Source organism: Micromonospora sp. NPDC004704 (assembly GCF_053601675.1).
In genome coordinates this window covers 35800-57740 of sequence record NZ_JBSGCD010000002.1, presented here as the reverse complement: position 1 = coordinate 57740, position 21941 = coordinate 35800, and the positions used below count along the sequence as shown (strand labels likewise).

Annotated in this window: 14 protein-coding genes; 6 read left to right on the top strand and 8 right to left on the bottom strand. The window is 71.7% G+C overall.

Annotated elements, in window-relative coordinates; translation table 11 throughout:
• Nucleotides 1-152: 152 nt before the first annotated feature.
• The 3 genes from ACWEFB_RS02490 to ACWEFB_RS02480 all read right to left on the bottom strand — a co-directional run bounded on the left by ACWEFB_RS02490 (nt 153) and on the right by ACWEFB_RS02480 (nt 1280).
• The gene (locus ACWEFB_RS02490) at nt 153-362 is read right to left on the bottom strand and encodes a hypothetical protein (RefSeq protein ID WP_452281496.1); all 210 of its coding nucleotides are present in this window, start codon (nt 360-362) and stop codon (nt 153-155) included.
• Complete coding sequence (locus ACWEFB_RS02485) at nt 359-508, bottom strand: hypothetical protein (RefSeq protein ID WP_452281494.1); 150 nt, start codon at nt 506-508, stop codon at nt 359-361. Before ACWEFB_RS02485 ends, ACWEFB_RS02490 begins: the two co-directional genes overlap by 4 nt.
• Nucleotides 509-734: 226 nt before the next feature.
• Nucleotides 735-1280: a GNAT family N-acetyltransferase gene (locus tag ACWEFB_RS02480; RefSeq protein ID WP_452281492.1), complete on the bottom strand. Its 546-nt coding sequence runs from the start codon at nt 1278-1280 to the stop codon at nt 735-737.
• 454 nt (nt 1281-1734) lie between these two features.
• Here ACWEFB_RS02480 and ACWEFB_RS02475 point away from each other — a divergent pair, with 454 nt between their 5' ends.
• The 4 genes from ACWEFB_RS02475 to ACWEFB_RS02460 all read left to right on the top strand — a co-directional run bounded on the left by ACWEFB_RS02475 (nt 1735) and on the right by ACWEFB_RS02460 (nt 6437).
• Nucleotides 1735-4518: an ATP-binding protein gene (locus ACWEFB_RS02475; protein WP_452281490.1), complete on the top strand. Its 2784-nt coding sequence runs from the start codon at nt 1735-1737 to the stop codon at nt 4516-4518.
• 138 nt (nt 4519-4656) lie between these two features.
• Nucleotides 4657-5454, top strand: a complete 798-nt coding sequence (locus ACWEFB_RS02470; RefSeq protein WP_452281488.1) for an alpha/beta hydrolase — start codon at nt 4657-4659, stop codon at nt 5452-5454.
• A 20-nt stretch (nt 5455-5474) separates the two neighbouring features.
• Nucleotides 5475-5612, top strand: a complete 138-nt coding sequence (locus tag ACWEFB_RS02465) for a hypothetical protein (RefSeq protein ID WP_452281486.1) — start codon at nt 5475-5477, stop codon at nt 5610-5612.
• A gap of 36 nt (nt 5613-5648) precedes the next feature.
• Nucleotides 5649-6437 carry an oxidoreductase gene (locus tag ACWEFB_RS02460; RefSeq protein ID WP_452281484.1) on the top strand — a complete coding sequence of 263 codons (789 nt, stop codon included), beginning with the start codon at nt 5649-5651 and terminating at the stop codon, nt 6435-6437.
• A gap of 121 nt (nt 6438-6558) precedes the next feature.
• On the opposite strand, the gene ACWEFB_RS02455 is transcribed toward ACWEFB_RS02460, so the two are convergent.
• Both ACWEFB_RS02455 and ACWEFB_RS02450 read right to left on the bottom strand, forming a co-directional pair.
• Nucleotides 6559-7725, bottom strand: a complete 1167-nt coding sequence (locus ACWEFB_RS02455; RefSeq protein WP_452281482.1) for an acyl-CoA dehydrogenase family protein — start codon at nt 7723-7725, stop codon at nt 6559-6561.
• Between the two features lie 193 nt (nt 7726-7918).
• Nucleotides 7919-10729 carry a M14 family zinc carboxypeptidase gene (locus ACWEFB_RS02450; protein WP_452281480.1) on the bottom strand — a complete coding sequence of 937 codons (2811 nt, stop codon included), beginning with the start codon at nt 10727-10729 and terminating at the stop codon, nt 7919-7921.
• Nucleotides 10730-11099: 370 nt separating this feature from the next.
• Between ACWEFB_RS02450 and ACWEFB_RS02445 the strand changes: the two genes are divergently transcribed.
• Complete coding sequence (locus ACWEFB_RS02445) at nt 11100-12527, top strand: UDP-glucose dehydrogenase family protein (protein WP_452281478.1); 1428 nt, start codon at nt 11100-11102, stop codon at nt 12525-12527.
• A gap of 170 nt (nt 12528-12697) precedes the next feature.
• On the top strand, nt 12698-17899 hold the full coding sequence (locus ACWEFB_RS02440; protein ID WP_452281476.1) for an SCO7613 C-terminal domain-containing membrane protein: 5202 nt from the start codon (nt 12698-12700) through the stop codon (nt 17897-17899).
• Nucleotides 17900-18132: 233 nt separating this feature from the next.
• Here the strand turns inward: ACWEFB_RS02440 and purE are convergent, their stop codons facing one another.
• The 3 genes from purE to ACWEFB_RS02425 all read right to left on the bottom strand — a co-directional run bounded on the left by purE (nt 18133) and on the right by ACWEFB_RS02425 (nt 21941).
• Entirely contained in the window at nt 18133-18645 is a 513-nt protein-coding gene (purE, locus tag ACWEFB_RS02435; RefSeq protein WP_452281474.1) for a 5-(carboxyamino)imidazole ribonucleotide mutase, read from the bottom strand.
• Nucleotides 18642-19814 (bottom strand): 5-(carboxyamino)imidazole ribonucleotide synthase, encoded by a 1173-nt coding sequence (locus tag ACWEFB_RS02430; protein WP_452281472.1) that lies wholly within the window; start codon nt 19812-19814, stop codon nt 18642-18644. Before ACWEFB_RS02430 ends, purE begins: the two co-directional genes overlap by 4 nt.
• A 75-nt stretch (nt 19815-19889) precedes the next feature.
• Entirely contained in the window at nt 19890-21941 is a 2052-nt protein-coding gene (locus tag ACWEFB_RS02425) for a thioredoxin domain-containing protein (RefSeq protein WP_452281470.1), read from the bottom strand.

The window sequence follows — 21941 nt, the reverse complement described above, 5'->3', positions numbered from 1 at the left end:
CCACCGCAGGAGAAGCCTCTCGCACACCGACGCCGAGTCACCACTCCGGCTCGGGGTCGGGGTCACGGCCGGCGGGTGAGCGGCGTCGGGCCGGGGACGACCGGCGCTCGAAGGTCGGCGCCCAACGGTCGGCGACCAGTGGTCGGACCCGATCAGGTGGTTGGGCCGACCAGCCGGTACCCGTTCTCGGCCAGTGCCCGGGACATGTGCTCGGCGTACCACTTCGCCCACTGCTCGTCACGGACCCCGCCGAGTTCCTTCGCCTCGTACTCGGCGTGCGCGGACGCGGCCCGGTCGAGCAGGTCGAGCAGGATATCGGCCGTGGTCCGCCCCGGAGCCGGTTCCGCCGCGCGCCCGCTCATCGGCCGGGCGCCCGGTTGGTGATCTCCCAAAGCGACCTGCCGTGCCCGTACGGCTGCGCGGCCTCGACCTGTTCCGGGTACGGCAGGCCGTCCTCGTTCGGAACTCCGCCGAATGTACGCAGATGGTTGATCAGGTGGGTACTCATCAAGATCTCCACTCCCGGTAAGGCTGGTGGACGTGATCACCCGGCTCACCTGACGGGATGAAGCCGGACAAATGAGATACGAGTACGCGTCTGGCCAGAGGTCGGGTGGGTCTTTCCCCAAGGTCCGGCAGACATGCGAGCAGGGCGGTAGCGATGGCGCGGGCGCCAGAGCGGCAGCCATGGCGTGGGCGTGGGCGTCACACCGGAGGAGGTGACGGGTCGGACGTCACACCCGGAGGCGGCGACCCTCCGGCCCGACCTGCCCGGTGCGGCGGAACTCGTACTGACGCTGAAGGGCCCCATACTGCTCGAACCGGGTCGCGAGGGTTGCCCCGTTGCGCTCCAGGAGTCGCCCGGAGCGAGCGTTGGCCTCCTGGGTCACCGCGATCAGCAGATCCTCGTCCGTGTTCCCGAAGAACCAGTCGACCAGGGCGGAGATGGCCTCCGACGCCAGCCCCCGGCCCCATGACCCGGGCCGCAGTTGGTAAGAGATCTCCCACGGGCCACGCTTGCGGCTGATGTCGCCGCTGCCCACGACCACCCCGGTCGCCAGTTCGACGATCACGAACCGCCCCCAGGTCGACCCGGACACGATCTCGCCGGCACGTGCCCGCGCGACCTCCGGTTCCACGGGTCCCCCGACGAAGCGTCGAACCTCGGGGTCGGTGAGGAGTTCCACGATCGCGCCCTCGTCACCGCCCCCCGGCGGTCGGACGACCACGCGACCGGATCGGATCGGTACGGGCAGCCAGGTGGTTACGGGGTCACTCATCGAGAAGCGTCCTGTCCGACGACCGCTCGATCCGCTCGATCCGCTCTCAGGATCTCCACTGTCCGTCTACCCCCGCCCGTGCCGGCAAGTGACCGAGGTTACCCGCCCGTGCCTGGAGGACCGTCCACCTCGACGCGTGTTCGGGAGGACCGGGACCGGACCGTCGCCCTCTTCGCCGACCCGGCGAAGCGAGCGCCACGGCCGGGGTAGCAGCCTGGGCGACGCCGCCCAGCAACTGCCTGGCCATGACGATCCGCTGCACCTGGTTCGTACCCTCCCGGATCCGGGTGATCTTCGTGCTCGACGCCGGTGGGGTTGTTGCGTGACGACGATCGCAGCGGATCCGGACATCAGGTGGATATCCGCCTTGCCGTAGCCCCGACCCGAAGATCATTCACCCTGGCTGCGCGCCCCCGTTGGACACGGGGGCGCCGGCAGTTGGATGCTCGACCCCGTGAGCATCACCACCGGTCAGCGCCTCGTCGGGCGCGACGACGAGTTGCGATCCCTGTTCCGGCATCTCGACGGCATCGGTCACCGGGGTCGCGCGGTCGGGTTGCTCGGAGAGCCGGGGGTGGGCAAGAGCGCGCTGCAGGCACAGGTCGTGGAGCACGCGCGGTCGCTCGGGATCACCGTGCTCAGTGCGCAGGGCAGTCAGTCCGAGACGCACCTCCCTTTCGCCAGCCTTCACCAACTGCTCCGGCCCCTGTTGCCCCGCGTCGACCGGTTGCCGCCCCTGCAACGCGACGCGCTCCTCGCCTGCTTCGCCATGAGCGATTCGGACGAAGCAAACCCATTCTTCACATTCCTGGCGGTCTTGGAGCTGCTCGTCGACTCGGCGGGGCAGACGCCCGTTCTCGTGTGTCTCGACGATCTTCACTGGATGGACCAGCCGTCGACGGACGCCTTCGCCTTCGTCACCCGCCGGATCGCCAATGAGCGGATCATCGTCCTCTGCACGTCCCGCCCGGAGGCGCTGCCGTTCAACGACGCGTACGCGGTCGAATGGATGGAGCTGGGCGGCATCGACGAGACCGCGTCGGCCGCGTTGCTGGACGCACGGGCACCACACCTGTCTTCGGCGCTGCGTGAGCGCGTGCTGTCGCAGGCCCGCGGCAATCCGCTCGCCCTACTCGAGTTCGCCGCCGCGTTGGACTCGGGGCGGTCCGCGTCGACCGAGTTCGACGAGGACCTGCCGATGACCACGCGGCTGGAACGGACGTTCGCCGCGCGGGCCGAGCACCTCGCCCCAGCCGTACGCGCGGTCCTGACCGTCGCCGCGGTCGACGACGGAGACGACATCAACGACGTCCTCGCGGCCGCCCAGATCCTCCACGGCTCCCCCCTCGACCGCGCCACCGCCCAGCCGGCGTTCGAGCACGGGCTCCTGACCGTGGTCGGCGAGCGGTACCGCATCGCCCACCCGCTGGTCGGCTCGGCCCTTCGGCAGGCGATGCCGCCGGCCACACGCCAGCAGGCGCACGCGGCGCTCGCGCGCGTCCTGGCATCCCGTCCGGACCGCGCGGTGTGGCACCGAGCCTCCTCCCTGTCGGGACGCGACGAGCAGGTCGCGGCCGAACTGGAACAGGCGGCCGACCACGCCCAACGCCGCGGTGCGGTCGCCTCCGCCGCCGCATGGCTGGAGCGGGCCGCCGCGCTGAGTCCGGACCCGCAGTCCAGAGCCGCCCGCCTGCTCAGCGCCGCGGAACTCGGTTACCAACTCGGCCGGTTCAGCCAGGTCGAGCAGATCAAGGCGCAGGTCTCGGGAATGACACTGCGGGACCGTGACCGGTCCAGGCTGACCTGGCTGGAAGGCGTGTTCCACGACGGCTCGACGGGTGAACCCGCGGAGGTACGTCACCTGCTCGGCATGGCACAGCACGCCACGGACGCCCAGGACGTCGACCTCGCGATGCAGTTGCTGGTCGGCGCGGCCCGCCGGGTGTGGTGGCGCGACCCCGGTGAGACGGTGCGGCACGAGATCGTCGTGGCGGCCCAGCGGGTGAGCGTGCCGGCCCACGACCCTCGACTGCTGGCCATCTACGCGCTCTCCGAGTCCCACGAGCAGGGGCCGATGGTCATCGAGCAGCTCGCCCGGTGGCCCGCGGACGCCGGTGGGCGACCGGACTCAGCGGGCCTGCTGGGCATCGCCGCGTTCTGCACGGGCGATTTCCGCTCTGCCATCACCTTCCTGTCCACGCCGGTCCAGGAGCTACGCGCGCAGGGCCGGATGAGCCTGCTCGCCGAGGCTCTGGCGATACGTGGGTGGGCCGAGATCTACCTGGGCATCTTCGACGTGGCGAACTCGGCCGACGAGGCCATGCGCCTCGCCGACGAGACCGGCCAGTCCCTCTGGGCCGCCACCGCACGCATCGCCGTGGCACTGATCGACGCGGTGGCGAAGGGCTGGGACACCCGGCATGATCTGCTCTCGGAAGCCGAGCAGGTGGCGTTGCGGACCCCGAATGCGGCATCGTCCCTGCTCGCCGGCGTACAGCTCGCTCGTGGCATCGCCGAGCTGGGCGCGAACCGTCACGATCAGGCGTACGGCGAGCTTCGCCGCGTGTACACACCGGGCGACCCCGCATTTCAACGGGTACAGCAGGTGTGGGCTCTCAGCTACCTCGCCGACGCCGCCGTCCGCACCGGCCGTCACGCCGAGGCGAGATCCGTGTTGACCTCGATGGAAGATCTCGCCGGTGCTTCGCCCTCGACGGGATCGACCATCGCCCTGGAGTACGCGAGAGCGGTGCTGGCAGACCCGGCGTCGGCCGAGTCGCTCTTCCGGGCCGCCATGGACGGTGCGGGTCGCCAGTTGCCTTGGCACCGGGCCCGGGCCGAACTGGCCTACGGCTCCTGGCTGCGTCGGCAACGACGCGCCGTCGACTCCCGGGAACCACTGCGGGCGGCGCGGAGCACCTTCGACGCCATAGGTGCTCGCACCTGGGCGCAGCGGGCCGATCAGGAGCTGCGTGCGACGGGCGAACGCGGGTGGCAGCCGACGTCGAGCCCGCGCGAGTTGCTCTCGCCACAGGAGGCCCAGATCGCCGAACTGGCGGCGCAGGGCCTGTCGAACCGCGAGATAGGCCAGCGCCTGTTCCTGTCTCACCGCACGGTCAGCTCGCACCTGTACCGAATGTTCCCCAAGCTCGGAATCGTCTCCCGCAGTCAACTGGGTGCCGCGCTGGGCATCCCCGACCCGGCTCGGGTGGGGCCAGGTTCAGTCAGTCGACGCTAGCCGGTGCTCCTGATGCCGGTGACCGGGCGCGGATGACTCACGCCCACGACCGAAGATGGCGGGCCCTCCGCCGTCCTACGGTCGTGAGCGACGTCTGTGGTGCGTTCGGCGCCCGGACGCTGACGAGTGGAGACATCCGTGAGAAAGCCCGTGCTCTTCATCCATGGCCTCTGGCTGCACGCCTCCTCCTGGGATCCGTGGGTGCAACATTTCCAGGACGCCGGCTACGCACCACAGGCTCCGGGCTGGCCCGGCGACGGCGACACGGTCGCGGCGTCGCGGGCGAATCCCGACGCGATCGCCGGCCACGGCATCGACGACGTGGTGGCACATTTTGCCGGCATCATCGAGCGGCTGCCTTCGGCCCCGATCCTGATCGGGCACTCCTTCGGCGGGATGATCGCCCAGAAGCTGCTCGGCCTCGACCTCGGCGTTGCGGCGGTGGCCATCGACGCCGCCCAGATCAAGGGCGTGCTGCCCCTACCGCTGTCGGCGCTGCGGTCCGGGTTCCCCGTGCTCGGCAATCCGGCGAACAAGAGCAGGTCGGTTTCGCTGACCCCCGAGCAGTTCCGCTATGCCTTCGGTAACGCCGTCTCCGAGCAGGAGTCCCGGGAGCTGTACGACCGCTGGTCCATTCCCGCGCCCGGCAAGCCGCTCTTCGAGGCCGCCGCCGCCAACTTCAACCCGCACTCGCCGGCGAAGGTGGACACCGCGAACGAGTCACGCGGGCCGCTGCTGCTGATCGCGGGCGGCAAGGACCACACCGTGCCCGAGACCGTGGTACGGGCGACGCTCAAGCAGTACCGCCACTCGCACGCGGTCACCGACATCATCGACTTTCCGGACAAGGCCCACTCGCTGACCATCGACTCCGGCTGGCGGGAAGTCGCCGACACCGCCCTGACCTGGCTGAAGGATCAGAACCTGGGAAGCTGAGTCCACGCGTACGGGCCAGGGTGTCGCTCGGTGCGGCCACCCTCCTCTTCGCCGTCGCGGCGTTCGCGGCCCCCTCGGTGGCCGCCCCCCGCGACCGGGGCACCGCCGACAGCCGGTCGCCGAAGATGACCCAGCGCCTGCTCACCTTCCTCGGGTAACTGCCGATCGCCAGCCCCTCGTCCCCGGAGCAACCAATGGATCTTCATCTTTCGGGCAAGACTGCCCTGGTCACCGGCGCCAGCCGCGGCATCGGACTGGCAATCGTCCGGGCCCTCGTAGACGAAGGCGTGAGCGTCGTCGCGGGGGCCCGGACCAGCACGCCCGAACTGGCCGCCGTCGCCCTGACCGGCCACGTCCACCCGGTCACCGCCGACCTGAGTACCCCGGACGGCCCGGCCGCCTTCGTCGAGGCCGGAACCGCCCTGCTCGGTGGCCGGCTGGACATCCTCGTCAACAACGTCGGCGGGGTGCGCCCCCGCACCGGCGGGTTCCTGTCGGTCTCGGACGCGGACTGGTTGGAGACGTTGAACATCAACTTCCTGTCCGCCGTACGGGTCACCCGTGCCGCCCTGCCGCACATGCTGCCGCAGGGCGGTTCGATCGTCACGGTCAGTTCGGTCAACTCGTCGCTTCCCGACCCGCTCGTCATCGACTACAGCGCCAGCAAGGCGGCGTTGGCCAACTTCTGCAAGGCGCTGTCGAAAGAGGTCGGTCCGCAGGGCGTACGGGTCAACACCGTCAGCCCCGGGCCGGTCGAGACCGATCTGTGGCTGGGCGCTGGCGGGGTGGCCGAAACCGTCGGCACGGCGGGCAACCTGGCCCCGGAAGACGTCGCCAAGGGTGCGGTCAGCGGATCCGCGACCGGGCGTTTCACCCGGCCGGACGAGGTCGCGGACGTGGTCCTGCTGCTGGCCTCCGGCCGTGCCACGAACATCACCGGTGCCGACATCCTGATCGACGGTGGCCTGATCCCGACCCTGTGACACACGTGCCGCCCGTTTTCACCGTGGTCCGGGCTCGATGGTCCAGCAGCCGGTACCACCCAAAAAGGCCATTTCCGAGCCGAACTCGGCCGCCACCATGACTCTGGGCTGGGAAAACAGCTCACGCGACGCCGTTGAGTAGTTGCCTCGCCATGACGATCCGCTGCACTTGATTCGTACCTTCGTATATTTGGGTGATCTTGGCGTCCCGCATCATCCGCTCCAGCGGGTAGTCGCGGGTGTAGCCGTAGCCGCCGAGCAACTGGACCGCGTCGGTGGTGATCTCCATGGCGGCGTCCGAGGCGAAGCACTTCGCCGCCGCGCCGAAATAGGTCAGGTCGGCGTCGCCGCGCTCCGACTTCCCCGCCGCCGCGTACGTCAGTTCACGGGCGGCGGCCAGCTTCATGCCCATGTCCGCGAGCATGAACTGGATGCCCTGGAAGTCCGCCACCGGCTTGCCGAACTGCTTGCGCTCCTTGACGTACCCGAGGGCGTAGTCGAGCGCGCCCTGGGCGATGCCGAGCGCCTGCGCGGCGATGGTGACGCGGGTGTGGTCCAGGGTCCGCATCGCGGTGGCGAAGCCGGTGCCGGGTTCGCCGATCATCCGGTCGGCGGGAATCCGTACGTTGTCGAGGTAGACCTCACGAGTCGGCGAGCCCTTGATGCCGAGCTTCTTCTCGGGGGCGCCGAAGCTGACCCCGGCGTCGGACTTCTCCACCACGAAGGCGGAGATGCCGCGCGAACGGGCGGACGGGTCGGTCACCGCGAAGACGGTGTAGTACTCCGAGATGCCGGCGTTGGTGATCCACCGCTTCACACCGTTGAGCACGTAGTGGTCGCCGTCGAGCACCGCGCGGGTCGTCATCGAGGCCGCGTCGCTGCCCGCCTCCGGCTCGGAGAGGCAGTACGAGAACATCGCCTCGCCCCGGGCCACCGGCGGCAGGTAGCGCTGCTTCAGCTCCTCCGACCCGGCCAGCAGCAGCGGCATGGTGCCCAGCTTGTTCACGGCGGGGATCAGGGAGGACGAGGCGCAGGCACGGGCCACTTCCTCGATCACGATCGCGGTGGCCAGGGCGTCCGCACCGGCGCCGCCGTACTCGGCGGGGATGTGCGGGGCGTGGAAGTCGGCGGCGCGCAGGGCCTCGTACGACGCCTTGGGGAACTCGCCGGTCTCGTCGGCCTCGGCGGCGTGCGGCGCGACCTTGGCGTCACAGACGTCCCGGACCGCCTCCCGGATCGCCCCGTGCTCCTCGGGCAGTTGGTAGACGTCGAATGCTTCGCTGCTCATCGCGGCCCTCCCCTGGGGAACACAACTTCGTGGACCCAGTTGTACCGCGCCGAGGTGGGGCGGGGCTACTGAACGGTAACAAAGTTCACTAGCCCCGCCCCCCGGTGGACCCCGGTCAACCGGGGTCCACCAGTGTTCAGCCGGGGTCTCGCAGGTCGGCCGGGAGGTCAGCCGACCGGATCACCCGACCCGGTCAACCGACCAGCGAACGCACCGGAATTCCGGCCGTACGCAGCTCCCGGACCAGGTCACCCAGGTACGGGTGCTCGTCGGACTGGAGTCCGTCCGGGTTCGGGATGACCAGGAAGCTCGAACCGTTGGCGACCGACGTGCGGGCGTCACCGGTGTACTTCGCGATCACGGCCTCGGTCCGGGCCTGGTCGGCGGCGGCCACCTCGATGGTGATCGGCCGCCACTGGCCACCCAGGTTCTCCGGGGCGGGTGCGGCGGCAGCCGCGGCCCGCTCCGGCGACACCGCGTCGGTCATCCGGCGCAGCGTCTTCGGCTCGTCGCCGGACGGGTAGAGCAGCGCGTTCGCGACCAGGTGCAGGCCGCTCTCGTTGTACGCCCGGAACAGCGGGTTGAAGGCGAAGAGCACCGCGTGCCCGTCCCCGGTCGGCTCGTCGACCAGCGCGACCGTGCCCTTGAGCAGGTCCTCGCCGACCGTGTAGCCGTTGTGCCAGAACCGGTCGTCCGACGGGTACGTGAGGACGTTCACACCGGTCGTGCTCGGCCGCAGGACCGAGTCGCCGTTGTTGAACTCGAAGTCCTCCGCCGGCCGACCCAGCGCCACCGGGCTGTCGTGGTCCACGTCCACCCGCAGGTGGGAGCCGACCATGGTGTAACCCGCCGGCTTGGTCACCTCGGTGGTCGAGGTGAGCCCGGCCGCACGAGCCATCCGGGTGCCCTCGTTGCGCAGCCCGATGTAGGTGCCGCCGGCCGAGATCCAGGCCCGCAGGTTGGCCTGGCCGGTGGCGGTGAGCCCGCCGGTGGCGTTGCTGCCGTCCGGCACCAGCAGGGTGCTCCGGTCGGTGAACCGGGTCGTGTTGTCGTTGATGTCGGCGGTGGTGACCGTGGTGAGGTCGAGACCCCACTGGTCGCCGAGCACGAACCGGGCCTCGCCGTACGAGCCGGAGGTGGTGCTGATCCCGGTGCCGGCGTACAGGCCGACGTCGGGCTGGGTGAGCTTGACGCCCGTGGCCGGCTGGCGGTTCGGGTGCAGGGTCACGCCGTACGAGGCGGCGAGCTGGTCCAGCTTCGGCGTGAGCCGGGCGGACCGCATGCCGACCAGGTTGGTGTTCAGGTCACGGACCAGCGGTACGCCCTTGTCGAGCAGCGCGAAGGTGAACTTGGCCGCCGCGGCCGAGTCGAGCTTCCACTGGTACGAACCGCCGTCCCCCACGAAGGAGGTGGTGCCGCCGCGGTTCTCCTTGACCCGGTTGGCCCGGGGGTTGACCACGTCGCCGGTGTAGATCGTGTTGATCCCCATCAGCAGCGGGTTGCTCCACGACGACACGTCGTAGAAGTACGGGAACGGCGTGTACGGGTCCTCGCCCAGGGTCGCCTGGATCCAGTGCTTCTGCGGCTGGTCCATCTTGATCCAGTACGCGCCCGCGGGTACGACCACGTCGGTCGCCGTACGCCCGCCGAAGACCTTCGCCGTCGGTACGGTCACCGGCTCCTTGAGCTCGTAGACCTCGACATCCATCTTGCGCAGCCGCTCGACCAGCGCCCGGACGTCGGCGAGCTGCCGGTCCGGGAGCAGGAAGTACGACTTGATGTTGACGTCCGGCACCGGGAACTGGACCTCGTTGGTGGGCTGGACCACCTCGTTCGGGGAGAGCGTTCCGGCGACACCCTCGGCGAGGGCGTCCTGCCAGATCTTGTAGTAGCCGTTCAGCACCTCTCGCTTGTTCGCCGCGGCCCAGCCGAGCGTCGCCCACTGCGTGTTGAACTGCTGCTGCACCCGGTCCTGTACGGCCGAGCTGCTGCCCTTCTCGAACGTCATCCCGGCGGCACCGAAGCCGGTCGCCGGTACGGTGTCGCCGTACCCCATGAAGAAGAGGTCATAGGTGTCGTAGTTGAAGTAGCACTCGGTGGTGACCGTGGCGGTGCAGGCCCCGTTGTAACCGAAGCCCGCCTTGTTCGCCTCACCGATCCGGTTGATCCAGTCGACGACCTCGCTGGAGATCTCGTGGTGGATCGGGTCGGCGTTCGGCGGGAAGAAGTACTCCCGGCCGCCCATCTCGTGCGCGTCGATGTAGACCTGCGGCGGGTACTCCCGCAGCATCTCCAGCTTCGCGTCGGTCTCCGGCTGGGTACGGGAGAACCAGTCCCGGTTCAGGTCGAACCCGAACTCGTTCTGCCGCCGGTTGGCGTCGCGCCCGTCCGGGTTCTGGGTCGGCACGATCACCGTGACCAGTTCCTGGTTGCGCTTCTCCACGTCGCAGGAGAGGCCGGCGGCCAACTCGTACAGGGTCTTCAGCGCCGCGTCGGCGCCGCTCTTCTCGCCACCGTGCACGTTGCCGGTGACCCAGACGATCGCCGGGCCGCGCAGGGCGGTACCGGCGGCCGTGGCCGGGCTGGTCTTGCGCGGGTCGCGCAGGTCCTTGATCCGCTCGGTGATCGCGTCCAGCGCGGCGGGCTTGACGTTCGCCGAGTTCGACACGATCGCGTACGGCAGCGCCTGGCCGGTCACGCTGGTCGCCATGGTGCCGGAGACGACCCGGTCGGAGGCCGCGTCGACGGCTCCGAGGTAGGAGCGGATCTCGTCGCTGGTGACCACGCGCTCCTGGCCGGTGCCGAGCGGAAAGCCGAGGGCGGCCTCCGGGCTGGGCACCGAGTCCAGGTGGGCGGTGGGGTCGGGGACACACGCAGGCGACGGGGTGGTCGCGTGTGCGGCGGTAACGTTGAGCAGGGGTAGCAGCGAGGTCGCCAGGGCGATCGCCGCTCCGGCGGCCAGCCGGCGACGGGCCGGCAGGTAGTTAGCGCGGGATATTCTCATGTAGTACTTTTGTCCCCTTCTGCGAAGCGGGCGTCAGGTGGATCGGAGCCTAGGTGCCTTACATAGAGGGGGCAAGATCAATTTGGGCGAGGTGGGATCGGGCGAACGGCGGCAACGCGCGACGTACGCACATCCGGATGCACGTCGCGCGGGATTGTGAAGATGCCGACCGAACGGGCGGTGGCCCGACCGGGCCGCGTAAGCTCTGCCTCTGTCGTTGCCTGCGCAGTCGGCGTTCGAGCCGACCCCTCGCAGTAGCGAACTAAAAAAAGCACTACCAACTGATTTGTCCCAATTGGCGTCGTGGTGACGCCGCCCTGCCCACCGCGACGCAAGGAAGCGCCGCCCAGTGCGAGCGGAGAGAAAAGGCGTGACAATCCCGTACCCGAGCACACAACCCAAGCCGGCAATCGTCGCGGTGAGCCCTCCATCCGGCGCGGCGCGGCCGCGGCTGACCTTCCTCGGCACCGGCTACCTGGGTGCGACGTACGCCATCTGCTTCGCCGAACTCGGCTACGACGTGATCGGGTTCGACGTCGACGCGGAAAAGATCGCCAAGCTCTCCGGCGGCGAGGTGCCGTTCCACGAGCCCGGCCTGGACGAGCTGCTGCGGCGCAACCTTGCCGCCGGCCGGCTCCGGTTCAGCACCTCCTACCAGGAGACCGCGGACTTCGGCGACGTCCACTTCATCTGTGTCGGCACCCCGCAACGGGCCGACGGCATGGGCGCCGACCTGTCGTACGTCGAAACCTCCGTCACCGGGCTCGCCCAGCACCTGACCCGCAAGGCCCTGATCGTCGGCAAGTCGACAGTTCCGGTCGGCACCGCCGAGTGGATCGAGCAACTGGTCGGCAAGCACATCCCGGCCGACCTGGGTGTCGAGGTCGCCTGGAGCCCCGAGTTCCTCCAGGAGGGCTTCGCCGTCGAGGACGTGCTCCGCCCCAACCGGATCGTCGTCGGGGTCAAGAGCGAGTGGGCCAACGGCATGCTCTACGCCGCCCACAAGGGCGTCTTCGACCTGGCCGCCACCGAGGACCGCGAGGTTCCGCTGGTGGTCACCGACTTCGCCACCGCCGAACTGGTCAAGGTCGCGGCCAACGCCTTCCTCGCCACCAAGATCTCGTTCATCAACGCGATGGCCGAGGTCTGCGAGGTCGCCGGCGGCGACGTCACCCAGCTCGCCCGCGCGATCGGCTACGACCCGCGCATCGGCAACCGGTTCCTCCAGGCCGGCGTCGGCTTCGGCGGCGGCTGCCTGCCCAAGGACATCCGGGCGTTCCAGGCCCGTGCCCAGGAGCTGGGTGCCGGCGAGGCGCTCCGGTTCCTGCACGAGGTCGACCTGATCAACCTGCGGCGGCGTACCCGGGTGTTGCAGTTGGCCGCCGAGTTGCTCGGCCGCCGCTACGGCCCGGCCGGTCCCGACCTGTCCGGCACCCGGATCGCGGTGCTCGGCGCCACCTTCAAGCCCAACTCCGACGACGTACGCGACGCGCCGTCACTGGCTGTCGCGGCACTGCTCGCCAAGGCCGGCGCCGACGTGCGGATCTTCGACCCCGAGGGGATGGAGAACGCCCGCCGGGCCCAGCCCGACCTGAACTACGAGGCCAGCATGAACGACGCCGTCACCGGCGCCGACCTGGTCTGCGTGCTCACCGAGTGGGCCGACTTCCGCAACGCCGACCCGGTCGCCCTCGGTGAACTCGCCGCCGGTCGCCGGGTGGTCGACGGCCGCAACTGCCTCGACTCCGGACTGTGGACCCAGGCCGGCTGGGAATACCGGGGCATGGGTCGCCCATGACCCGGAGTCACCACTCCCGGACGTGAACGTACTCGGCCGGTCACGGATCCAATCGGATCCGTGACCGGCTTTTTCCGATCTCCCACCGGCGAGGGTCTGTTCAACCGTTGCCTGCTTTCGGCATGCTTCCAGGTGAGTCCACATTGCTGGCCGCCGCCTCGGGAGGTTGCATGAGTACGTACCGGTGCTCTTCGTGCGGCCGGGAGATCGAAGCCGCCCCCCGCTGCCCGCACTGCGGGGCTGAGCAGGGCCAGTGGGCGGACGACCTGGCGCGGATCGAACGCTCCATCGCCGAGATCAAGATGCGGGACGCGGCCATCGCCAGCGAACAGCGCCAACTCGCCGCGAAGATGCAGGCGGCACTGTTCCAGCGGGACATCCTCACCCACGCCAACGACGAACGACTCAAACAGGCGACCAAGCCCCGGCGGGTGCTGCGCCGCCGCGCCGGGCGACGACCCCCGACCGCCGAACCGGGCCTGCCACCACCGCCCCGGGTCCCCCGCTCCACCCCCACCGGCGGCGAGGCGCCACCGCCGCCACCCCCACCACCGCCGCCACCCCCACCCCGGCGTACCGCGCCGACCGGCGTCCGCCGGCCCGGAGGCCGCCCCGGCGTCGAACCGCCGCCGGGCAACCAACCGGAAGCCTCCTCGCGCGAGGTGCAGAACATCCTGCTCGGCCTCGGCGCGCTGCTGCTCGGCGTCGCCGCCGTCGCCTTCGCCGCGGTCGCGATCAGCTCCCAGAACGACTTCAGCCGGGTGGCGATCCTGCTCACCGCCACCGCGCTGATGCTGATCGCACCGCCGGTGGTGGCCCGGCGCGGGCTCACCGCCACGGCCGAGACGATCGCCGCCGTCGGCCTGCTCCTGGTGCCGCTCAACGGGTACGCCGTCTGGGCCATCGACGCGGTCTGGACCAGTGGCCTCTCCGGGAGTGTGTTCGCCGGCCTGACCTGCCTGGTCACCGCCGGGGTCGGCTGGGTGTACGGCAGCCTGACCGGCCTGCACGTCGGCCGGTACGCCACCGTGATCGCCGGACAGCCCGTACTGCCCCTGCTCGCGTACGAGTGGATCAACGGGGCGACCGGGTGGGCGCTGGTGCTGGCCGCGGTTGCCGCGATCGACCTGATCCTGGCCCGGGCGTTCACCCGCGACGGCCGGCTGGTGGCACCACCGCCCCCGGCACAGCGCCGGCCCGGGTCGTCCCGGACCGGTGTCGCGCCCGACGAGGACGCCCCGAGCACCGGTGACCCGCAGCGGCGGGCGGGCCAGCAGCGGCGTGCCGGTGACGAGGACGGCGACGGCGGGCTGGGGCGGCCGGAGTCGGCGCCGGAAGAGGCGGACGCCGTACTCATCGTGCCCGGCTCGCAACGGGACGGACGGACCGGCCGTACAACCCGCGAGCCGCAGCAACCGGACCCGCCGCAGCCCGCCCGTACCGCCGCAGCCTGGACCGCCACCGCCGTACCGAACACCCCGTGGCTGCGCGAACTGACCTGGGCGCTGCACGGGGTGGCCGTCGGCGCCGCCCTGCTCTACGCGGTGATCGCCCTGGTCGGCACCGAGACCGTACCGGGAGCCTTCCGCGCCGGTGTGGTGCTGGTGCTGGCCGCCGCGATCGGCCTGGCCGGCGCCCTCATGATCGGCCGGGCACCGCTGCCCGCGCTCGCCGCCGGCATCCTGACCCTCGCGGTGATCGGCGCGGCCGGTCGGATCGCCGCCGTCGCGCTACCCGGCCGGGCCCTGCTCCTCATCGCCGTCGTTGTCGCCCTCACCGGCCTCGGGGTACGCGCCGTACCGGCGGCGGCCCGACGCGGGCCACAGCTCGCCTCGGCGGTCGCGCTGGTGGTCATCGGTGTGGTCGTCGCCGGTGGCGCGCTGCGCGCGGCACTGGCCCCGATCCAGGCCGCCCTGCCGGTCTGGCGGGCCGACCTCGACGACTACGCGACGACCCTCGCGGACACCGTCGGCCCGGCCGCCTGGCAACTCGCCGCGACCGCCTTCCTGCTCACCATCGCCGCCGTGCTCGCCCTCCCGGCCGAGGTACGCCGCGAGTTTGCCGTCACCGGCGCCGCGCTGACCGCACTGGCCGCCCCCGCCTCGCTCGGGCTCCCCTGGATGGCCGCGCCGTGGCCACCGGTCCTCGTCGCCATCGGGATCGGCGTCGTCGGCCTCACCGCCGACACCCGCCGGGCCGCGCTCGCGCACACCTGCGCGGCGGCGGTGCTCGGGCTGGCCGGAGCCGGAGCGGCGGCGGCCCGGCCCAGCCTCACCGCGGCGGTGCTGTTCACCCTGGCCGTGGCCGGGCTGCTGATCAGCCTGGCGCCGCGCCTGCCCGCCGTCTCCCTCGGCGAATCGGCCCACCTGGTGACCTCCTGGGCCGCCGGTGGAGCCGCGTTCGCCCTGCCCGGCGCGGTCGCCGCGTTTGTCGCCGCGACCGTACCGGTCGACCCGACGCCGACCGCGATGTCCCTGCGCGACGCCACCGAGCCGGTGCTCGCGGCCAGCTACCTGGCCGTCTGCGCGACCCTCGGGTACGCGGCCATCGCCCAGGTCTCGCAACGTCACATCAGCCTCCCGCTGACCCTCGGCACCGGGTTCGGCGCGCTCGCCGTCACCGCCGCCGCGTTCGGCGCACCCGGAGCCACGGTCGCCGACGCCTGGGTCGGCGCCCTGCTCATGGTCGCCGCCGTCCTGCTCTTCCTCGCCCCGTCGATCGACTCCGGGCGGCGCGCCGACCGGCTCCTCGACGGCTCCGACTTCGCCGCCGCCGCCGCGACCGCCGGCCTGGTCGGCGCGCTGGCCCGGATCGCCGGCATCCTCGCCCCCGGCGCCGAACTGGCCGCCGCCGCCGGGCTCGTCCTGGTCGTCGCGGTCGGCGTACGCGCCCTGCCGGAGGACTGGCGTCGTGGCCCGATCCTCGGCATCGCACTCAGCGGTGGCGTGATCGCCCTGATCGCCGGCTACACCGCGCTCAGCGGTGGACTGCGGGTGCTGGCCACCCCCGGCCGGATCTGGGCCGCCGACCTCGACGCGTGGCCGATGGGGAGCACCGGCGACAGCGCCTGGCAGGCACCGATCGCCCTGGTCCTGCTCGCCGCCGCAGCCGCCGCCGCGCTGCCGCGCCCGTGGAAGTACGACGTCGCCGGTGTCTGCGTCGGGCTCGCCACCATCGGCACCCCGGCCGCCCTCGACCTGCCCTGGTGGTCCCCGATCGTCGTCGGCGGGGCGGTGGCGATCGCGTACGGGATGGCCGCCGCCGCTGCCGCCGACCCCCGCGCCGGCCTGACCCGGGCCACCGTCGCCGCCGTGGTGGCCCTGCACGCGGTCGGAGCCAGCCTGGTCCGGCCCTGGACCACGGCAGCCGCACTCGGGGTGGTCGCCCTGGTCGGGCTCGTGGTGGCGGTGCTCGCCCGGGTGCTCGGCAGTTACGCCGCCGCACCCGACACCGCCCGTACGGAGACCGGCGAACCGGACGACGACCTCGGGTACGACGACACCGACCGGGACCCCGACCGACGTCCCGAACCCGTCGACGACCTGCCGCCGCACCTCGGTCAGATCGGCGGCGCCGCAACCGGTGGCGCGCTGCTAGCCCTGCCCGGGGCGTTCGCCGCCCTGGCCGCCGCCCTCGGCTCCCCGGCCGAGATCGTGCTGACCAGCGCCCTGGCCGCGTCGAGCCTGGGCGTCGCCCTGCTCACCCTCGCCCGCCGCTGGGTGCCGCGCTACCTGCCGTACGCGACCCTCGGTGTGGTCGGCGGGGCGACCATCACCGCCTGCGCCTCGATCCCCACCGACCTGCCCACCGGCGTCTACGCCGCCGCCGCCGCGCTGCTGGGCGTACTCGCCGAACTGGCCCGGTCGGCCACTCCACCGCCCGGTTCCGGGATCCGGCCGATCCGGCGCTGGTCGGTGATGCTCGGCGGCACCGTACGCCGGATGCCGGACCAACCGCGCGGGCGCTGGGCGATCAGCCCGGCGGTGGGTGCGATGGCCGCCGCCGTACTGCCGACCCTGGTTGCCGTGGCGACCCTGGGACCGGTCCTGGTCGCCGCGCTGGTGGAGCCGTACCAGGTGCTCTACGGGATCTGGGACGGTGCGCCCGAGACGCTGGCGAACCCGACCGGCAGCGCGGTCGACCCCACCCACGTCCTCGCGGCGCTGCTGCTGACCGTGGCGGCGGCTCTGGCCGCCACCGGATTCACCGGTGGACGACCCGCCCGGGCCATCCCGGTGGTCCTGCCCGGGGCCGCGATCACCGTGCTGATCGCGCCGATCTCGGTCGGGCTGGGCTGGCCGAACAGCACCATGGCCGCGCTCGCCGTCTTCACCATCGCGATGCTCGGGCTGGCGCTCACCCCGCCGCCGCCGGACGTGGAACGGGCCCGGTCGCTTCGGCTCGCCCGGATCCTGGTCTTCGCCATCGGGCTGGCGGCCGGTGGTGCCGGGCTGGCCGGTGCCCTGGCCACCCGGGAGCTGACCCTGTTCACGCTGGGCGCCGCGGTTGTCGTCGGCGGGATCGCCGCGTTCGCCGGCCGGACCCAGGCCGCCAGGATCCTCGGCTGGCTGTTCGCCTCGGTGATGGCCCAGCTCTTCGTCTTCACCGTCGGGCTGGTCGCCGGGCTGGACCCGGTCTGGTCCGCGTTCGGCGTACTGGCGGTCGGTGCGGCGCTGCTGCTGCTCGCCGCGACCCTGCCCCGGCTGCGCCAGCCCGAGTCGCTGCGCGAGGCGGCCACCGTCGAGTGGACCGGGTACGGTGCCGCCCTCATCGCCGGGGCGCTGGCCTTCGACTCGCCCCGGCACATCGCCGCCCTGCTCGCCGCCTGGGGTGCCGTACTCGGGGTGGCGGCCACCCGTCCGGGGCGGCGGGTGATCGCCCGGCGGATCCTGTTCTGGGCCGCGGTGGCCTGCGAGATCAGCGCCTGGTGGCTGCTGATGAGCGTCGCCGACGTGGCCCTGCCGGAGGCGTACACGTTGCCGTTCGCGGCGCTCGCGCTGCTGGTCGGGATCCTGGAGCTGCGCCACCGCCCGGACCTGAGCAGTTGGGTCGCGTACGGGCCGGCGCTGGTCGCCGCGTTCCTGCCCACGCTGGTGATCGTGCTCGGCAGCGAGGGCGGCGACCTGCGCCAGATCCTGCTCCTGCTCGGCGGGGTGGCGGTGCTGATCTTCGGCTCGTGGCGGCGCCAGCAGGCTCCGGTGATCATCGGTGCGGCGGTGACGGTCATCGCCACCCTGCACCTGCTGACCGTCTTCGGGCCGTGGCTGGTGCTGATCCCGGTCGGCATCGTCCTACTGGTGCTCGGGGCCAGCAACGAACGGCGTACGCAAGCCCAGGAGCGCCTCCGCGGCGCCCTGCGCGGCATGCGCTAACCCCCTCCCCCTCCCCCTCTCACCGTCGATCTAGGGCAAATGGTGGTGATCGGAGATCCACTAGCACGTATTTGCCCTAGATCGACGAAGAGGGGTTCGTGCGCGGGGGAGGGAGGGAGGAGGGGGGTGGGGTGGGGTGGGAGGAGTGGCGGCAGAGGGGGTTGTGCCGTCGATCCGTCTAGCCGTCGCTCTGGGACTCCGGCTCCTGGGCGGATGCCCCGGAAAGGGCGATGTCAGCCGGCGAGGTTGGCCTGGAGGGCCTTTTCCTTCTGCTCTACCAGGGCCTCCAGCGACTCCTGGAAGGCGACGACCCGGGCCTGCAACGCGTCGTCGGCGGTGGCGAGGATGCGTACGGCGAGCAGCCCGGCGTTGCGGGCGTTGCCGATCGAGACGGTGGCGACCGGGATGCCGGCCGGCATCTGCACGATCGAGTAGAGCGAGTCGACGCCGTCCAGGTGCTTGAGCGGCACCGGGACACCGATCACCGGCAGCGGGGTCACCGAGGCGACCATGCCCGGCAGGGCCGCCGCCCCACCCGCGCCCGCGATGATCACCTTGAGGCCACGGCCGGCGGCCTGCTGGCCGTACTCGATCATCTTGACCGGCGTACGGTGCGCCGAGACGATCCGTACCTCGTAGCCGATCCCGAAGTCGTCCAGGACGTCGGCGGCGGCCTTCATGGTGGGCCAGTCCGAGTCACTGCCCATGATCAGGCCAACCCGGGTCGCTGCCTGCGCAGCCGTCATCGCCCCTCCTGGAGCCACTGTGCGGCGCGCGCCGCGCGGGCGCGTACCTGTTCGAGATCGTCACCGAGCACCGTGACGTGGCCGATCTTCCGGCCGGGACGGACCTGCTTGCCGTAGAGGTGCACCTTGGCGCCGGGGTCGGTGGCGAAGAGGTGGTGCAGCCGCTCGTCGATCGAGATCCCGCCCTCGGCCCCGCCGAGCACGTTGGCCATCACCACCACCGGCGCGGTCAGCGCGGTGTCGCCCATCGGGTAGTCCAGGACCGCCCGCAGGTGCTGCTCGAACTGCGAGGTCCGAGCCCCCTCGATGGTCCAGTGCCCGGAGTTGTGCGGTCGCATGGCCAACTCGTTGACCACCAGTGCCGGACCCCCGTCCGGACCGGCGACCTCGAAGAGTTCCACCGCGAGCAGGCCGACCACGTCGAGCGTGGTGGCGATGTCGATCGCCAACTGCTGGGCGGCCAGGGCCAGCGGCTCCGGCAGGTCCGGTGCCGGGGCGAGCACCTCGACGCAGATCCCGTCCCGCTGCACGGTCTCCACCACCGGGTACGCCGCGACCTGCCCGAACGGCGAGCGCGCCACCTGTACGGCCAGCTCCCGGCGCAACGCCACCCGCTCTTCCACGATCAGCGGGGTGCCGCCGTCGAGCAGCTCCGTCACCTGGGCGGCCCCGTCGGTGCCGTTCGCCACGACCCAGACCCCACGGCCGTCGTAGCCGCCCCGAGCGGCCTTCAGCACCACCGGCCAGCCGACCTCGTCACCGAACGCGGTCAGGTCCGCGGGCTCATTCACCGGCCGCCAGCGCGGTACGGGCGCACCGAGCGCGCCGAGCCGTTCCCGCATCGCGTGCTTGTCCTGCGCGTAGAGCAGGGCGTCGGCCGACGGGTAGAGCTTCACATCCTCGGCGGCGAGGGCGCGGATGTGTTCGCTGGGCACGTGCTCGTGGTCGAAGGTGACCACGTCACAGCCCTTGGCGAAGATCCGCAGCGCGGAGAGGTCGGTGTGGTCGCCGTACCGGACGTCGGCGGCGACCAGCGCGGCCCCGTCCTCCGGGGCTTGCGCGAGTACACGCAGTGACTGGCCGAGGGCGATCGCGGCCTGGTGGGTCATCCGGGCGAGCTGGCCGCCCCCCACCATGCCGACAACGGGCAGACCGGTTCGGGAATCCATAACGCCGGCAAGCCTAGCGGGCGGTTCCGCCACCGACCGCCGCACCCGGCGTCCGGGTGCGGCGGCGCACGTCGGTCACCGCCGGGAAAGCTGGGCGACAAGGTCCTCGACGGTACGGACCGGGCGATCGCAGACAAAACCGCGGCAGACGTACGCGGTGGAGCCGCCGTCCAGCATCGGCCGGTCCGCCAGCAGCGGCACCCCCGCCTGGTCCGGGGCCCCCGCGACCATCACCGCCCCCGGCGGTGCGTGCCGACGGGCGGCCGCCACCAGCGGGTCACCCGCCGGGTCGGTGGTGACGATCGCCACCTCGTACGGGCCGGAGAGCAGCGCCTCACCGCTGGCGGCGGCGTACCCGGTGAACCGGGCGTGCCGGGCCACGATCGGTGCCACCGTCGCCAGCGCCGTTTCGGCCACCTCCCGGTAGCGCGGCTCACCGGTCAACGCCGAGTAGGCCACCAGCCCCGCCACCACCGCCGACAGGCCGGACGGGGTGGCGTTGTCGGTCGGGTCGGCCGGGCGGGCGATCAGCTTCTCGGCGTCGTCGGCGGTGTCGTAGAAGCCGCCCTGACCGGTGGAGAAGTGGGCCAGAGCGACGTCCAGCAGTTCTCCGGCCAGGGTCAGCCAGCGGCCCTCGCCGGTGAGCTGGTGCACCGCGCAGAACGCCTCCGCCACCGCTCCGTAGTCCTCCAGCACCCCGGCCGGCTCACCGACCTTCCCGTCCCGGGAGACCCGGCGCAGCCGCCCGTCGACGATGTGCCGCCCGGCCAGCACCTCGGCGATGTCCACCGCCGCCGTGGCGGTCGCCGGGTCGCCGGTCAGGGTCGCGTACTCGACCAGGGCGGTGACGGCCAGCCCGTTCCAGGCCGCCACCACTTTGTCGTCCCGGGCCGGTTGGGGACGCAGGTCGCGTACGGCCCGCAGCTCGGTGCGTACGCGCTGCCAGCGGTCCGCCACCTCGGGGTCGACGTCGTCGATGTCGCGGCCGAGTTCCAGCACGCTGGTGCCGTGTTCGACGCCCTTCATCCGGTCCGGAGCGCCGTCCAACGGCGCGGAGGCCGGATTATGGGCGAAGGTTCCCTCGTCGGTGACCGTGAACAGGTCGGCGGCGAAGCGGCCGTCGTCGGTGCCGAGGGCTTCGACGAGTTGGGTCGGGGTCCAGGCGTACGTGGCGCCCTCGACCCCGTCGGTGTCCGCGTCCAGGGCGGAGGCCAGCCCGCCGGCCTCGGTGCCGAGACCGTCCAGCAGGAAGGCCGCGGTCTCCCCCGCCACCCGCTGCGCCAGCCGGTCCCCGGTGAGCCGCCAGAGCTGGGTGTAGACCCGGAGCAGCAGGGCGTTGTCGTAGAGCATCTTCTCGAAGTGCGGCACGGTCCAGTGGGCGTCGACCGAGTAGCGGGCGAAACCACCGGCGAGCTGGTCGTAGATGCCGCCCCGGGCCATCGCCTCGGCGGTGTGCCGGACGATCTCCAGGGTCCGCTCCGAACCGGTGCGCTGGTAGTGCCGGAGCTGGAACAGCAGGTTCATGTGCGGCGGGAACTTCGGGGAGCCACCGAACCCGCCGTTGACGGAGTCGTACTCCCGGCCGAGCTGTTGCGCGGCGGCGTCGAGCAGTTCGGCGGTGAGCGGGGCGGTCGGGCCGCCGACGGCCTGCGCGCCGCCGATCGCCTCGACCACGGCGGCGCCCTGCTGCAACACCGCCTCGCGCTGGTCCCGCCACGCGGTGGTGACCGACTCCAGGAGCCGGACGAAGTTGACCCGGGGGAAGTACGTGCCGCAGAAGAACGGCGTCCCGTCCGGCGCGGCGAGTACGGTCATCGGCCAGCCGCCCTGCCCGGTCATCGCCTGGGTGGCGGTCATGTAGACCGCGTCGACGTCCGGCCGTTCCTCCCGGTCCACTTTGATCGACACGAAGTTGTCGTTGAGCAGCTTCCCGACCGCCGGGTCCTCGAACGACTCGTGCGCCATCACGTGACACCAGTGGCAGGCCGCGTACCCCACCGAGATCAGCACGGGTACGTCGCGCCGTTTCGCCTCGGCGAACGCCTCGTCGGACCACGGCCACCAGTCGACCGGGTTCTCCGCGTGCTGGAGCAGGTACGGGCTGGTCGCGCTCGCCAGTCGATTCAC